General features: G+C 35.3%; 7 protein-coding genes. 5 read left to right on the top strand and 2 right to left on the bottom strand.

Annotation, left to right across the window (positions count from 1 at the left end; genetic code table 11):
- Positions 1-120: 120 nt before the first annotated feature.
- Together WBG07_RS06710 and WBG07_RS06705 are read left to right on the top strand one after the other, a co-directional pair.
- The gene (locus WBG07_RS06710; RefSeq protein ID WP_340199764.1) at positions 121-3,219 is read left to right on the top strand and encodes a SusC/RagA family TonB-linked outer membrane protein; all 3,099 of its coding nucleotides are present in this window, start codon (positions 121-123) and stop codon (positions 3,217-3,219) included.
- Positions 3,220-3,233: 14 nt separating this feature from the next.
- On the top strand, positions 3,234-4,781 hold the full coding sequence (locus tag WBG07_RS06705) for a RagB/SusD family nutrient uptake outer membrane protein (protein ID WP_340199763.1): 1,548 nt from the start codon (positions 3,234-3,236) through the stop codon (positions 4,779-4,781).
- Positions 4,782-4,881: 100 nt separating this feature from the next.
- On the opposite strand, the gene WBG07_RS06700 is transcribed toward WBG07_RS06705, so the two are convergent.
- The gene (locus tag WBG07_RS06700; protein WP_340199761.1) at positions 4,882-5,571 is read right to left on the bottom strand and encodes a response regulator transcription factor; all 690 of its coding nucleotides are present in this window, start codon (positions 5,569-5,571) and stop codon (positions 4,882-4,884) included.
- A gap of 1 nt (position 5,572) precedes the next feature.
- On the bottom strand, positions 5,573-6,844 hold the full coding sequence (locus WBG07_RS06695; protein WP_340199759.1) for a sensor histidine kinase: 1,272 nt from the start codon (positions 6,842-6,844) through the stop codon (positions 5,573-5,575).
- A gap of 255 nt (positions 6,845-7,099) precedes the next feature.
- Here WBG07_RS06695 and WBG07_RS06690 point away from each other — a divergent pair, with 255 nt between their 5' ends.
- The 3 genes from WBG07_RS06690 to WBG07_RS06680 are packed head-to-tail and all read left to right on the top strand — an operon-like array spanning position 7,100 to position 17,028.
- On the top strand, positions 7,100-10,408 hold the full coding sequence (locus tag WBG07_RS06690) for a VCBS repeat-containing protein (protein ID WP_340199758.1): 3,309 nt from the start codon (positions 7,100-7,102) through the stop codon (positions 10,406-10,408).
- Positions 10,401-13,778, top strand: coding sequence for a VCBS repeat-containing protein (locus WBG07_RS06685; protein WP_340199757.1), 3,378 nt, complete (start codon positions 10,401-10,403; stop codon positions 13,776-13,778). The genes WBG07_RS06690 and WBG07_RS06685 overlap by 8 nt, the downstream gene beginning before the upstream one ends.
- The gene (locus WBG07_RS06680; protein WP_340199756.1) at positions 13,768-17,028 is read left to right on the top strand and encodes a VCBS repeat-containing protein; all 3,261 of its coding nucleotides are present in this window, start codon (positions 13,768-13,770) and stop codon (positions 17,026-17,028) included. The genes WBG07_RS06685 and WBG07_RS06680 overlap by 11 nt, the downstream gene beginning before the upstream one ends.
- Positions 17,029-17,034 lie beyond the last annotated feature (6 nt).

The following is a 17,034-nucleotide window of genomic DNA, read 5'->3' as shown; positions in this document are numbered from 1 at the left end:
AACACTAAACCGTTTTCGTAACTGTTTTATATAGGTGTAGTGTTAAATTAACAAAATATTTACCTAGTTTTAATCTTTAAACATAGTTCGACTAACTATTTAACTTTAAATTTTCACTGTATGAAGGACAACTTACTCAAGAGTTTGATCATTTTAGGCACATTTTTGTGCTTTGGAATGACACAAGCGCAAACTGTTAGCGGAACAGTATCCGACGCTAATGGACCACTTCCAGGCGCCAGCGTTGTGGTAAAAGGAACAACCAATGGAACACAATCAGATTTTGATGGTAATTACAAGCTTGACAATGTAGGCGGTAGCGCTGTTTTAGTTTTTAGCTACGTGGGGTACGCAACCCAAGAAGTTACCGTTAATGGAAGATCTACTATCAATATTACATTACAAGAAGATGCACAGGCATTAGATGAGATCGTAGTAATTGGTTACGGTACTCAAAAAATTAAAGATGCAACAGGTTCTGTATCTGTGGTTTCTTCTAAGGACTTTAACACTGGGGTTATTGCTTCACCGGAAGAGCTAATTCAAGGTAAAACTGCAGGGGTACAGATTACCTCTAGTAGTGGTGAACCAGGAGCTGGTATTAACATTCGTATTAGAGGTACGAGTTCTATACGTTCTAACAACAACCCTCTGTTTGTTGTTGATGGTGTGCCATTAGCACCCGAAGATACTTCTGGAGCAGGAGCAAATGTTGGATTTGGTTCTAGTGCTCCTAAAAACCCGCTTAATTTCTTAAACCCAAATGACATTGAAAGCATCAGTATTTTGAAGGATGCTTCAGCTACTGCTATTTATGGTTCAAGAGGTGCCAATGGTGTGGTTCTTATTACTACCAAAGGTGGTAAAGGCACAGGTGGACGTTTTGAATTTGATTCTTCCGTTAGTTTCTCTTCACCTGCAAATGAATTCGATCTTTTAGGGAGAGAACAATTTTTAGATGCGGTTGAGCAATTTGGAGGAAATCGTTCAGATCAAGATTTTGGTGCAGATACAGATTGGCAAAGTGTGGTTACAAGAGCTGCGGTTTCTCAAAATCAAAATCTAGCTTATTCACATGGTTATGATACTGGATCTGTTAGAGCTACTTTTGGATATGGTAAGCAATTTGGTATCATTGAGAATTCTTCTTTGGAAAGAATTACAGGGAGATTAAATTGGGTTCAACGATTATTTGAAGACAAATTAAAATTGAATTTACAAGCAAGTATTTCTCGTGTTAATGACGAAAGAGCACCTGTAAGTGGTAGTGCTGGATTTAGAGGAGATATCTTAGGTGCAGCTTATACCGCAAACCCAACTTGGCCTAATGACCCAACTTTTGATACTGGTGGTCAAATTAACCCAAATATTTTATTAAATGAAGTTCAGACTTTATCTTTTACAGATAGAGTTCTTTTAAATTTCTCTGGTGAATATAAAATTACTGATCAGCTTACTGGTAAGTTAAGTTTAGGTTATGATAGATCTAAAGCTACCAGTTCAAGTGTTGCAAGTTCGCTAGCCAGAAATTTAGATAATAGTGTATTTGGAAATGGCCGTGGTGCCGTTAGTGACGTAAATGTAGAAAACCGTCTTTTAGAAGCAACTTTAAATTATACTAAAGAATTTGAAAATTCTAAATTAGAAGCGTTGGTAGGATATTCTTATCAAGATTTCCAACGTTTTGGGAGAAATATACAAGGATTTGGATTTGGTACAACAGATTTAAATACAATGGTTACCGATCTAACCCGTTCAGCAGAATCAGTTGAAAACCTAATTGATGGAAGATACCAGCAATACGGTTATGACGCCAGATCTTCAAATGCTTTTGTAAACCGTCTATTCAGCCCAACAGGTCCAACAACAGATCAAGTTGCTTTAGGCTCTGGAGTTAATGTAAACTCATTATGGGGAGACACCTTTGATGCAACGGATGAATTGCAATCGTTTTTCGGAAGAGTAAATTATACTATAGCAGACAAATATATCTTCACCGCCACAGTACGTGCAGATGGTTCTTCAAGATTTGGTTCAGATAACCAATACGGTATCTTCCCTTCTGGAGCTTTTGCATGGAAACTAGATGAAGAAGACTTTATTGGAGAATCTTTCTCTACGTTGAAACTACGTCTTGGTTTTGGTATCACAGGTAGCCAAGATGGTTTAGGATATGGACAGTTTGTAAGAAGAGATAGATATGCACAACCCAACATTCAGGACAATGGAAATATTGATCCTCCTGGAACTACCTCAGTAGGTTTTGCGAATCCTAATTTAAAATGGGAAGAAACCACTCAATATAATTTAGGTATTGATTTTGGTTTTGGAAATGACCGTTTTACGGGTACTGTTGATGTATATCGCAAAGAAACTACAGATTTCCTCTTAAGAATAAATGCGGCGCAACCCTCTCCAAACACCTTTGTATTCCAGAACTTAGATGCAACGGTAGTTAACCAAGGTGTTGAATTTGCATTGAATTATGATATCTTCCAAACAGAAGACTTTAACTGGAATGTTGGTTTCAATATTGCTTATAATGAAAATGAGATTCAAGATTTTGCAGGGGAGATTCCTGCTGGTACTATTAGAGGTCAAGGGCTTACTGGAGCTTTTGCTCAAATTTTGGCAGACGGACAACCCTTATTTGCTTACTTCCTGAGAGAATTTGAAGGTTTTGATGCAAACGGACAGCCTATTGGTGATGTTCAAGGATTTGTAGATAAAGGTGCTTTGCCAGACTTCAACACAGGTCTTTCTACTTCCATAAGCTATAAGAATTGGGATTTCTCAGCATTCTTAGCAGGACAGTTTGGACATTATATATATAACAATACTAAAAATGCATTCTTTACGGCAGGTGGTATAAACAATGCACGTAACGTAACTCCGGATGTTCTTACCAGTGGTGAGGCAGGAACTGCGGAAGCTGCGGTCTCTACAAGATTCTTAGAATCTGGTGATTTTATTCGTTTACAGAATGCAACATTAGGCTACACAGTACCTTTAAGTGGTGAGGGTACTTTTAAAACCTTACGCCTTTTTGTAAATGGTCAGAACTTGTTTGTAATTACAGACTACAGCGGTCTTGACCCTGAAGTAAGTACGCAACCAGGTGATGCTGATTTGTTGAATGGTCTACCAACAACAGGTATAGATTACACATCGTTCCCTAGACCAAGAACGGTTACAATAGGATTGAATGCTACCTTTTAATTAAAAATAACACTATGAATAAAACGTATTTTAACAAATTAGGGGTACTGACAATACTGTCCGCCCTATTCATGTTCTCCTGTACAAATTTGGAGATTGATGAAACTGATTCTTTATTTACCGAAACTGGGGTATTTAATGGAGTTCCTGCAGAATCATCTTTGCAACAGTTGTATAATGATGTATATGCACAACTCGGTAATCAAGAAAATGAATTTGCTCTTATGGAGGTTTCTACGGATGAACTATTAGTTCCTACCCGTGGTACAGACTGGGGTGATAATGGGCTTTGGAGAACACTTCATGCACATACTTGGACAGCAGCACATCCTCATGTATTGAACGCTTGGAATAACCAAAATCAAAATGTTTTTAGAGCTTCTGAAATTATTGACTCAAGAAGTACTCCAACACCTCAACAAGAAGCAGAAGCACGCTTTTTAAGAGCTTTCGCTATGTTTAATGTGATGGATCTTTATGGGCAAGTACCTTTTAGAGAAGTAGATGAAGGACCAGAAATTGATCCTAGAGTGCTTTCAAGAACAGAGGCTTATGATTTCATTTTGAATGACTTAACAACTGCAATGCCTAATCTGGCAAGCAGAGGTCCAAGTGCTGAAACCAATTTTGCATCTAAAGCTACTGCAAATTTCTTATTGGCAAAATTGTATCTTAACGCACATATTTATAAAGGAACAGGAACCCCTGATCCTGCTGATATGACCGCAGTAATTAACGCGGTAGATGCTATAGAAGCAGATGGTTACGCTTTAGCAGATGGTTATTTTGATATCTTTAAAGAAGATGTGGATACAGAAACTATTTGGTGGTTAAGAACCTCTGTTGGTAACAGAATCTGGAATGGTATGCACTATAACATCATAGCCCCAGATAACACCGGTGGTGGATGGAACGGCTTTAGCACTTTAGCCGAATTCTATGATCTTTTTGAAGGAGATGCTAATGAAAATGGCGTTGGTTCCGGACAAGAAGAAAGAAGAGGTTTTGTACCTGATGCTACCAATGCAGATGCTACAAATCTAGGTATTGGATATGGTTTCCTTTTAGGACTTCAATATGATACAAATGGTAATCTTCTAACAGATCGTATTGGTAATCCATTAAACTTTACCAAAGAACTACCTGGTCTAATTGGTAATACTGAAAATACGGGGATTAGGGTAATTAAATACCACCCAGTAAACGGATCATTTACGAGTCATGAAATTATGTTTAGATATGCAGATGCTTTACTAATGAAAGCAGAAGCTCAATTTAACCTTGGCTCTGGAGATCCATTAGCATTGGTAAATCAATTGAGAGGAATTCGTGATGCAGATCCGTTAGGAAGTCTTACCGCTCAAGATTTATTAGATGAGAGAGGTAGAGAATTGTATATTGAATTCTGGAGAAGAAATGATTTAGTTCGATTTGATCAATTTACTAGAGACTGGGAATTTAAAGATCCTTCTGCTGTAGGTGATACAAATAGAAATCTATTTCCAATCCCAACAGTTGCTATTCTATCTAATCCAAACTTGGTTCAAAATCCGGGTTACTAAGGTAAAATAACAATAAAATAATAATTGTAAAGAGACTGTCTGAAGAGGCAGTCTCTTTTTTATGTTGTATTTAGACTATTAAAAAAGATGTCTTCTACGACTATTCTCTTAAAATAAACCCTTTATTATGTACATTTTCAATTATAATAGCCGGATCTTTTTCCAGATATCGTCTTAAATGAGAAATAAAAACGTTCAGGCTTTTGCGATTAAAGTAGTCATTTTCACCCCAAATATGAGTGAGTATTTCTTTATGTGTACACAACTGGTTCTTATGACGAATTAAAAATTTCAATAATTCGTTTTCACGACTCGTGAGCTGCCATTTTTCTTTTCCAAATCGCAGTTCCATATTTAGATAGTTCAATTCGTATCTTCCAATTTTATACAAAATAGTTTCTACACTCCCTTTCTTATTATTCACTAACCTTGAGAGTAAGGCACTTATTCTTACTACCAGCTCTTCCTCATCAATAGGTTTCTTCAAATAGTCTACAGCACCAGCCGCAAACCCCTTCAAAACATCTATCTTCATAGACCTAGCTGTCAAAAAAATAAACGGCAATTTTGGATATAAACTTTGAATTTTTAAAGCCAATTCAAACCCATCCATATCGGGCATCATCACATCTAAAATAGCCATATCAAAACTTTTTTTATCCAAATGTATCAAAGCCTCGGCACCTCTTTGCGCCCAGGTAATCTCAAAATCCTTCATTCCTAAATACTCCTTCAAAACATATCCTAATGCCGCATCGTCTTCTACCAATAAAATTTTATAGTTCTGCATATCAACCACATAGATTTAGCTCAATTGTTACTTCTGTACCTTTCTTTTTCTCACTACTAACATATATTTTTCCTGAATGCCCTGTTATTACACGTTTTACATAACTTAAACCCAGTCCATAACCTTTTACATTATGTGTATCTCCATTTGAGACTCTGTAATACTTTTTAAAAATCAAATCCAAATGATCCTTATCAACCCCTATTCCCTTATCCATTACACTAATCACAAGTTTATTTCCCTTCTTATAGGCCCTTAAGTTAACAATAGGTTCGTTAAGGCTATATTTTTTTGCGTTGTCTAGCAAATTTGATATGGAATTTGACAAATGAAAAGCATCTCCACGTATCCAAAAATGATCACCTTCTATTGAATACTTAAAATCAATCTCCCCAAGTGCCGATAATAATTTAAAACTTTCACAAACTTCTGTAATTACCGGCTTAAGATCTAGTCTTTCTAATGCAAACACACTTTGCCTCCTTTCTAAGTTTGAAAGGTCCAGTACCTTATTGGTATGATCATTTAACTTCTTTATTTGATCCTTAATAATAGAAAGTACCGGTTGTTTTTCTTTTGAGACCTCTTCTTCCAATATTTTAGCCGCTACTCCTATCGCAAAAACAGGTGTTTTTAGTTCGTGAGTTAGATTATTTATAAATTCATTTGTAGTAGTAATTACACTGCGCTGCCAGTAAAAAGAACGTAAAACCCATATAACTACCCCAACAATGGCAATCATAAAAATAAGTCCCGGAATCGTTAATCCGTTAAGTTGGAATAAAAAATATTGGTTAAGGTTCTTGAATCTAAGCTCCAAAAATGTTTTTCTTCCTAACTCCCCGGGAAGATACCCTTTCAATTCTAGAGGATATCTAATTAAATCTGTATCTGTTTCAAAATCAGAAGCTTTTGAGATTAAATTATAAAGTGAATCTTTCGTATAAAGTCTAAATGTAAAATCAGACTTTATTCCTTGTTGCACCAGCTGTAAGGAAATATAATCTTGAAGAAAATATTGTGACGCATCGTAAAGACTATCTATACTTAAATTAAAATAGGAAGAATCTCTTGTAATAGCCTTTTCTAGTAGAATGGTTAATTGATTCTTATTCTTCAAGTCCTCTTTAATGAGTTTCCCTGCATCCCCTACCTTCTGGCTAAACTGTACTTTAGCCAAGTTTAATCCTATTTTAAGGTATTGGTATTGCACCATAGCAAGACCTATTACAGAAACAACAAAAATTAGTATATATAGTTTTCTTTTATTCATTTCATCTACAAATAAACCTAAAATAGCTTCATTACAAATACCCTTACATTTCTATTAATCTTATTAACTTTTCATTAATCTTTTTACTTTACCATTAGCCCTATAATCCATTGTAAACACTTACATTCGTAAGCATAAATTAATGAATTTATATTTTATTCTACATACAGTAAAATTACGTCGAATTTAATTGCAAAATGTATTGAGTTACATTTTGCAATTTTATTTATACAAGGTACTGGTATAACAAAAAATATGACCCGATTATCAACAAGTATATTAACTATCCTTTGCTTTCTTCTTTTACACAGTTGTCAAAAAGAAGACAAACTCTTTGTGCTTAATAAAGATACCGGTATTAAATTTACAAATACGCTTGTTGATACACCAGAATTAAACATCCTATCGTATCTATACTACTACAATGGCGCAGGAGTTGCGCTGGCAGATTTTAATAATGATGGGTTATCTGATATCTATTTTACTTCCAATCAAGACAATGATGCACTTTATTTAAATAATGGAAGTTTAAAATTTTCAAATGTTTCTGTGCAAGCAGGAATTAGCAACAAGGAAGGCTGGACAACAGGAGTAACGCATGTAGATATTAACAATGATGGATTATTAGATATTTATGTATGTAAAGTTTCAAACTACAAAGAACTCAGAGGGCATAATCTTTTGTACGTAAATCAAGGGAATAATGACAAAGGAGTTCCTATATTTAAAGAATCTTCCGCAGCCTACGGGTTGGATTTTGCTGGTTTCAGCACTCAAGCTGCCTTTTTTGATTATGACCTAGATGGCGATCTTGATATGTATTTATTAAATCATTCTGTTCATCCAAATCGCACCTATGGCAAAGGCTCTAAACGACAGGAAATAGATTGGAGATCTGGAGATAAATTATTTAAAAATAATAACGGTTATTATGACGATGTCACCTTAGAAGCAGGAATATTCCAGGGAAAAATAGGCTACGGGCTTGGAATCGCTGTAGGCGATTTAAACGCTGATGGCTACCCAGACATTTATGTGGGAAATGATTTTTTTGAGAACGATTATTTATATCTCAACAATCAAGACGGTACTTTTCGTGAACTTATCACTTCTAATCCAACTGCACTGGGTCATACCTCTCATTATTCTATGGGAAATATTATGGTAGATTTAAACAATGACAGTCGTCAAGATATTATATCGCTTGACATGCTTCCTGAAGATTTAAAAACCTATAATACCTCAGGTTTAGAATATCCTTTTCAAACCTATACTAATTATCTTAAAAATGGATACGCGCCCCAATTCATGCAAAATACATTGCATGTAAATATGGGTAATGAAAATTTTGTTGAAACAGCATTTGCAAGCGGTATTGCAGCAACCGAATGGTCTTGGAGCCCCGTAGCAGGAGACTTTGATAATGATGGCTGGAATGATTTGTACATCTCTAATGGGATAAAAGGGGCAAGTAATGATATGGATTATGTGAATTTTATTGCTAATGACAATATCCAGAAAAGAATTAGTAAAGGACTTACCGCTGAGGATATGGAAATGATTGGCGAACTTCCTGAAAAAAAATCGGCTAATTACTTCTTTAGAAATCTTGGTAATACCACCTTTGAAAACACCACAGAAACCTGGTTTCAAAAACTCCCTTCCTTTAGTAATGGAACTGCTTCTGCAGACTTAGACAATGATGGAGACCTTGACTTAGTTGTGAACAACGTAAACGAAAAGGCATTTGTTCTTGAGAACAAAGCAACCCATCTTGAGAATTCAAATCAATACCTAAAAGTGAAGTTTAAAGGAAGTAAAGAAAATTTCTTTGCAATAGGTGCAGAAGTTACGCTATATGTTGGTGAACAGGTAATGACTGCTCAAAACTACCCCACAAAAGGATACCTTTCCGCTGCTCCGCCGGAATTACATTTTGGGATCGGAAATAACAAAACTATTGATTCACTCATCATTACATGGCCAGATCAACGGTTGGAAAAAAGATCTCAAATTGCCTCTAACCAAACACTCCTGTTAGAGCATAAAAACGCAAATTCTAATACACCACTCAGGTTAAATACAAAAAAAGAAAATAGGTATCTCAAAAATTCTCAAGATTCTTTAAAATTCAAACATCGTGAATATGCCACTTTAGAATTCAATAGAGATCCTTTGATTCCATTTGTTTATACCAATCAAGGACCTGATATTGCCGTGGCAGACATTAATCAAGATACTATACAAGACCTCTTTATATGTGGAGGGAAAAAACAAGTTTCCGCACTTTACATACAAAATGAAGAAGGAAATTTCACTTCTATAGCCAATGAAGTATTTAATGAAGATAGCATCAATGAAGATACAGGAGCTGCATTTTTTGATGCTGATAATGATGGAGATTTGGATTTGATAGTGGTAAGCGGAGGTAATGAATTTAAATCTGGAAAACCTCTTAATCCGCGTTTGTATCTTAACCAAAATAGCGTATTTACCAAAGATTCTATTCAATTCAAAGAGCTGTTCGTAAATGCTTCCGGTGTAACCACTCCAGATTTAAATAATGATGGTTTTCTTGATATTTGCATCACTTCCAATCAATTACCTGCGCAATACGGAAAAACTCCCCATCAATATTTCCTTCTAAACAATGGAAATGGCAAATTTTCAGACGTTACTACTACCCTATCTACAACATTTCAATCTCTTGGTAATATTCAAGATATTATATGGGCAGATTTAAATAATGATCAGATTCCAGAGGCTATTGCTGTGGGGCATTGGATGCCAATTTCTGTGCTTAAGAGTGAGCAAGGGAAATTTGAGTTGGCAAAAGAAACGCACTTAGCACATACAAATGGCTGGTGGAACACAGTAAAAGTAGCCGATTTTGATAAGGATGGTGATCAAGACATTATAGCCGGAAACTGGGGTTTCAATACTAGGTTTACCGCAAGTCCAGAAGCCCCTATCAAACTTTATAGAAACGACTTTGATGACAATGGAAGAATTGAGCCCTTGATTACCTATTTTTATAGAGGTGAAGAAACGCTTTTTGCTACCAAAGACGATCTGGTTAAGCAACTACCTCCGTTAAATAAAAAGTTTCTTTCTTACAAAAGTTTTGCAGAAGCCTCTTTGTCTGATTTCTTTTCTGCGAAGAAAATTGAAGATGCCTATAAAAAACAGGTGACGGAACTTGCCTCTTGCTATTTTGAAAACCTAGGCAATGGAACTTTTAAAAAACATCTATTACCTTTGCAGGCGCAATTGTCTAGCGTGCATGATATGGTAGTTGAAGATTTTAATAAAGATGGATATCCTGATGTCTTTTTAGCGGGAAATGAATATGAAGTAAGTACCCAGTTAAGCAGATTAGATGCCTCACATGGCCTTTTATTACTCAATAATACCAAAGGTGGTTTTGAAGCTGTATTATCTCAAAACTTTAAATTGTCTGGACCCGTAAGAACCCTCAAAAAAATTATCATTAAAAACAAACCTTGCATTATTGCAGGAATTAATAATGGAATGCCCATAATACTAGAAATAATAAATGATTAAACCCATGGTTTACAAAACAATACATAGACTAACCGCTTTTTTATGCCTATCCATTACATTTATCTCGTGTAACTCCGAAGAAAAGAATGTAAAAGACGTTGCAGAAGTTAAAAAAGAGAAATTATTCTCCTTACTATCAGGAGAAAAGACAGGAATTGACTTTAGAAATGATATAGTAAATAGTAAAGAATTCAATATTTTCAAATATCGTAATTTTTATAATGGTGGTGGTGTAGCCATTGGAGATATTAACAACGATGGGCTTGCAGATCTTTACCTTACAGCAAATATGGGCGATAACAAACTCTATTTAAATAAAGGAGATTTTACCTTTGAAGATATTACTGAAAAAGCAGGGGTGGCAGGTAACAAGCCTTGGTCTACAGGGGTCACTATGGTAGATATCAATCAAGATGGCCTTTTAGACATCTATGTTTCTAATGCCGGAAATATGGAAGGTGACAATCACAATAATCAACTATTTATCAATAACGGAGATCTTACGTTTAGTGAAAAAGCAGCAGCATATAACCTTGCAGAAAGTGGTTTCACTACCCATGCTACCTTTTTTGATTATGATAAAGATGGTGATCTGGACGCCTATATCCTAAACAATAGTAACATTCCTGTTAGTAGTTTAGGTTATGCAGAACAAAGAGAAGTAAGGGCGCAAGACTGGGAAGGTGTACCTGAAATTTTTAGAGGTGTGGGCGATATGCTATTGCGTAATGATAATGGCAAGTTTGTAGATGTAAGTGAAGATGCCGGTATCTTTGGTAGCCTTATTGGTTTTGGGTTGGGAGTTATGGTTACCGACTTTAATGGGGACCTTTATCCAGATATCTATGTTTCTAATGATTTTTATGAGCGTGATTACCTCTACATCAACAATCAAGATGGCACCTTTAAAGAAGACATTAAAAACTGGACTTCACATTTATCCCTTTCCGCAATGGGTGTAGACGTTGCCGATATTAATAATGATGGTTTAAACGAGATCTTTATTACCGATATGCTTCCCGAAGGTGATGAAAGAGTTAAATCGGTCATGGAATTTGAAGGCTATGATATTTATAAACTAAAACAGAGTAAAGATTTCTACCAACAGTACATTCAGAATACATTACAATTGAATAATGGAAATAATTCTTTTTCTGAAATAGCGCATTTTAGTGGTGTTTCAAAAACTGATTGGAGTTGGGCTGGACTTATTTTTGACATGGACAACGATGGTTTTAAAGATATTTTTGTTACCAATGGTGTAAATCATGATTTAACAGATATTGATTTTGTGAATTTCTTTGCAGATGAGATCATTCAAAAAATGGCGCTTACCGGAAAAAAAGAAACTATTGATACTATTATCGCCAAAATGCCTAGAGTCCCCATTCCTAATTATGCATTCCGTAATAACAAAGACCTCACTTTTGAAAATGCTACAGAGAAATGGGGTTTAGATTTACCAAGTATGTCTAATGGAGTTGCTTATGGTGATCTGGATAATGATGGTGATCTTGACGTAATTGTAAACAATGTAAATATGCCTGCATTTGTTTACCGTAACAATACAGAAAAACAAACCGACAATAATTATATTAAACTACAATTTAACGGTAAAGCTCCCAATCTATTTGGCATAGGCAGCACCGTACAGTTATATTTTGATAATCAGAAAGTTTTTCAAGAATTAATGCCTTCCAGAGGCTTTCAATCTTCTATGGAATACGGTATGACAATTGGGCTTGGTAAAGCCAAAACCATTGATTCAATTAGAGTAATCTGGCCTAATGATCGTACTCAATTGTTTACTAACCTAAATGCTAATCAAAAGATCGTATTTAAACAGGAGGAAGCACTGGATGTATATCGAGTTCCAAAAGTAATAAAAGAAGCTACCATACTGGAAGAAATTAATAATGCTACATTCAAGACCCATAAAGAAAATACCTATATTGATTTTAATTACGAGGGGCTTATTTATAAGATGCTATCACAAGAAGGACCTACACTTTCGGTTGGAGATGTAAATGGAGATGGGAATGAAGATATATTTATAGGAGGTGCAAAAAAACAGGCTCCTGTATTGTACCTGAATCGTGGAAATGGAAATTTAAGAGTTTCTAATCAACGAGTATTTGATGTTGATGCGGGTCTTGAAGACACTGCTTCTGCATTCTTTGATGCAGACGGTGATGGCGATTTAGATTTAATGGTTGGAAATGGTGGAAATGAAGTTGGAGAAGACAAGAAGTATAAAGTGCGTCTATATGTTAATGATGGCAAAGGAAATTTTAGTGCCTCCAAACAAAACTTCCCTTCTGCATTTAAGAACATTGCTGTTATTGCACCTCACGATTTTAATAATGATGGGGATATAGATGTTTTTGTAGGTTCAAGAAGTGTAGTAGGAACCTATGGAGTGAATCCAAATCATTTATTCCTAGAAAATAATGGAGATGGTACCTTCACAAATGGTACAGACAGATATGCATACGACCTTAAGGATGCAGGTATGATTACTGATGCGCTATGGGTAGATGTGGATGGCGACAATAAAAAAGATTTGGTGACTATTTCTGAATGGGGTAATCCTAATATTTATAAAAATTCTGGGAGAAGGTTAAGTAAACTCGCTACTTCCCTAGACAGTCTTTCTGGCTGGTGGAATACCATTACTACAGCAGATCTTGATAACGATGGAGATAACGACTTTGTAATTGGAAATCAAGGGAGTAATCTTCCTTACAAAACAGACTTTGACCATCCGGCTAAAATGTGGATTAATGACTTTGATAACAATGGTACAATTGAACAAATTATCACAAGGCATAGAGATGGGGGTGATTATCCTATTCACATGAAAAAGGAATTAACAGGGCAACTTGTTTCTCTTAAAAAAGAGAACTTGAAGGCATCAGACTATGCCAGCAGAACCGTTGAAGAACTTTTTCCAGCGAATATTATTGAAAATTCTATTGTGAAAACTGCACGTATCTCTGAAAGCGTTATTGCCATTAATGAAGGAGGCGGTAAATACACCATAAAAAAATTACCGATAAGAACTCAATTATCATGCATCTGCGGAATTACTTGTACAGACGTAAACAAAGATGGTAACTTAGATATTATTCTAGGAGGAAATAATTACGAGTTTAAACCTCAATTTTCAAGATTAGATGCTCATTATGGAAGTGTGTTACTTGGAGATGGAAAAATGGGGTTTGAATGGCAAGATTATACTAAAAGCGGTTTCTTTGTGCGGGAGGAAATAAAGCACTTAAAAATATTTCAAGATAAAAATGGTCGTAAGTATATAATTGCAGCGATCAACAATAATAAACCAAAGATTTTTAAACTCAATGAAGAATAAGGTCTTTTATCTAATCATAACATTACTGGTAATTTCATGTACTGATAAAGAAGGAGAGCTCTTCAAAAATCCTGCGTCTGAAAAAACCGGTATTGAATTTACTAACACGATCACAGAAACTGATGATCTCAATATTTTAGATTATCTGTACTTTTATAACGGTGGTGGTGTAGCTGTTGGAGACATTAATGCAGATGGGCTACCCGATATTTTCTTTTCAGGTAATCAAGTTAAAAATAAACTTTATCTAAACAAAGGCAACCTCATTTTTCAGGATATCACAGAAAAAGCCGGTGTTGCAGGCAATAGTACCTGGAATACAGGGGCAGTAATGGGTGATGTAAACGGTGATGGTTTACTGGATATTTATGTATGTGCAGTAGTTGGCATTAACGGCTTTAACGGCTTTAATGAACTATACATCAATAACGGAGACGGTACTTTTCTAGAAAACGCTGCCAAATATGGACTTGATTTTGACTCCTATAGTTCTTCCGCTGCATTTTTAGATTATGATAAAGACGGAGACCTAGATATCTATTTACTAAATCACGCTGTACATACTCAGGAATCTTTTGGTAGAGCAAGCCTACGTGAAAAACGTATTTATGAAACCGGAGATAAACTCTTGCGTAATGATGGCGACACGTTTACAGATGTGAGTGAAGAGGCAGGTATTTATGGGGGGGTCAACGGTTATGGTCTTGGAATAGCTATTTCTGACTTTAATCAGGATGGATTTCCAGATATCTATGTTGGCAATGATTTTCATGAAGACGATTACTATTACCTCAATAATGGCAATGGTACTTTCACTGAAAGCGTTAAAGAGGCTTTTGGACATATAAGTCGTTTCTCTATGGGTAGTGATGTAGCAGATATTAACGCAGACGGATGGCCAGATTTGATTTCATTAGATATGTTGGCAGAAGATGAAACAGTCTTAAAATCATCGGAAGGGGATGATAATCCACAAATTTTCAAGCTGCGTACCAAAAATTATGGTTATCATAATCAGTATTCCAGAAATATGCTTCATATAAATCGAAGAGGAGATAAATTTCAGGAAACTGCTTTGTTAAGCGGTATTGAAGCTACAGACTGGAGTTGGAGTGCTCTTTTTGGTGATTATAATCAAGATGGATACCAAGATTTATTTGTCTCCAATGGTATTCCTAAAAGACCTAATGATTTGGACTACATTAAATTTGTTTCCAATCAACAAATTCAGAAAAAAATTAATAATACCAAATTAGTAGATCAAAAAGCACTTGAGATGATGCCTTCTGGTGCTGTTCATAATTATATTTTTAAGGGAAGCGCTCAACTTGCATTCCAAAACAAATCAAAAGAATGGATTTCAAAAGACACATTGATATCTGGTGCTACCGCATATGCAGATTTAGACAATGATGGTGATCTGGATCTTATAACCAATAACATTAATCGTAAGGCTACCCTCTATATTAATACCACAAATGAAAAGAATAATTATCTTAAAATTCGTTTTAAGTATAAAACTCCCAACACATTAGGAATTGGTGCCAAAGTATTTTCTTGGCATCAAGGACAATTACAATACAAAGAGTTATATCCTGTAAGGGGATTTCAAGCCTCATCAGAACCAATTATCCATTTTGGATATGGCAATACAAATAAAATTGACTCTCTGAGAGTAGTATGGCCCGATAATTCTTCTCAACTTTTAAAAGAAGTTAACACAAATCAATTCTTAACCATAACACCACAAAACACAAGTTCTTTTGATTTTAAATATTTAAAACCAATAAAGACACCTTGGTTTACTAAAGTTAATGATAGTCTAGGAATTAATTATGTACATCAAGAGGATAATTATTTAGATTTTAACAGACAAAAACTAATCCCTTATCAAATTTCAGATCGCGGTCCAGCATCCGCCGTTGGAGACCTCAATAATGATGGCAAGGAAGATCTTTTCTTTGGTGGCTCCAAATACAAAACATCGGTCACATTCATACAAACCGATTCTGGATTTGTAAAAAAACGCTATCCTCAAATTATAAATGACTCTATAGTGGAAGAAACCGCCGCACTTATTGCGGATCTCAATAAAGATGGAAAAAATGATCTATTTGTAGGCACTGGTGGTGGTGATTTCTATGCAAAAATGAAACCCTTACTAGATGCCGTTTACTTTCAAAAAGACTCTGGTTTTGTAAAATCTGCGTTGCCTGATTATTTTGAAAATGCCGCTGTTGTAAAACCATATGATTATGACCATGATGGAGATCTGGATATCTTTGTTGGAAATCAAGCGGTTTCTAATGATTTTGGTAATATCCCTTCTTCCTATTTGCTAAACAATCAAAATGGTGACTTTACTTTAATAGAAAATGTAGAATTACAAAATACAGGCATGGTAACAGATGCTATTTGGAATGACTTTACCGGTGATGGTATTAAAGATCTCATACTCATAGGAGAATGGATGCAACCCACGTTCTTTAAAAATGAAAATGGTGAGCTCAAAAAGACGTCGGTTGGTTTTGATAACTTAAATGGACTTTGGCAAGCAATTATCCCATTTGATATAGACGGTGATGGGGATACAGATTATGTATTAGGTAACTGGGGTACAAATACCAAATTTAAAGCTTCAGAAAAGCATCCTATGCAAATGTATTATGGAGATTTTGATGATAATGAAAAAACAGAAACTATTGTCTCCATTTATAAAAACAACAATTATTATCCCTTGGCAGGACTTGATGAACTCTCAGAACAGATGTCTAGTCTTATGCGCAAGAAGTTTAATAGTTATAAAGAATTTGCAGGAAAACCTATGCGGGAAATTCTTGATCAAAATACGCTTGAAAAAGGAACCTTGTTAGAGGTTCATACACTTAAAAGTGGATATCTTAAAAACGAGAACGGAAGATATACCTTTGTTCCATTTGATAATACTATGCAAATTGCACCTATTACCACTTTTCTGAAATTTGATTTTGATAAAGACGGTAAAGAAGAAATATTAGCCGCTGGCAACTATTTTGGCGTAAAACCATTTCATGGTAAGTTTGATAGTTTTCCAGGAGCTATCATTAAAAATGAAGACCATATTATTTCCAGTGATCTTCTAGGACTTGATCTTCAAAATAAGGCGGTTAGAAAGTTACACCTTCTACACTATAAAAAACAGCTCTATTTACTGGTAACAGTGAATAATGATGCCAGCGAGGTATACCAATTAAATAAACTTAAGAATTAATTAATC

Origin of the sequence: Ascidiimonas meishanensis (assembly GCF_037782385.1) — a bacterium.
Classification (GTDB): Bacteria; Bacteroidota; Bacteroidia; order Flavobacteriales; family Flavobacteriaceae; genus Ascidiimonas; species Ascidiimonas meishanensis.
The sequence above is the reverse complement of the archived record's forward strand: the minus strand, read 5'-3'. Positions and strand labels throughout refer to the sequence as shown.

Coding starts and splice junctions, on each gene's coding strand:
- WBG07_RS06680 (WP_340199756.1), top strand. CDS start 13,768: ATGAAGAATAAGGTCTTTTATCTAATCATAACATTACTGGTAATTTCA.
- WBG07_RS06710 (WP_340199764.1), top strand. CDS start 121: ATGAAGGACAACTTACTCAAGAGTTTGATCATTTTAGGCACATTTTTG.
- WBG07_RS06705 (WP_340199763.1), top strand. CDS start 3,234: ATGAATAAAACGTATTTTAACAAATTAGGGGTACTGACAATACTGTCC.
- WBG07_RS06700 (WP_340199761.1), bottom strand. CDS start 5,571: ATGCAGAACTATAAAATTTTATTGGTAGAAGACGATGCGGCATTAGGA.
- WBG07_RS06695 (WP_340199759.1), bottom strand. CDS start 6,844: ATGAATAAAAGAAAACTATATATACTAATTTTTGTTGTTTCTGTAATA.
- WBG07_RS06690 (WP_340199758.1), top strand. CDS start 7,100: ATGACCCGATTATCAACAAGTATATTAACTATCCTTTGCTTTCTTCTT.
- WBG07_RS06685 (WP_340199757.1), top strand. CDS start 10,401: ATGATTAAACCCATGGTTTACAAAACAATACATAGACTAACCGCTTTT.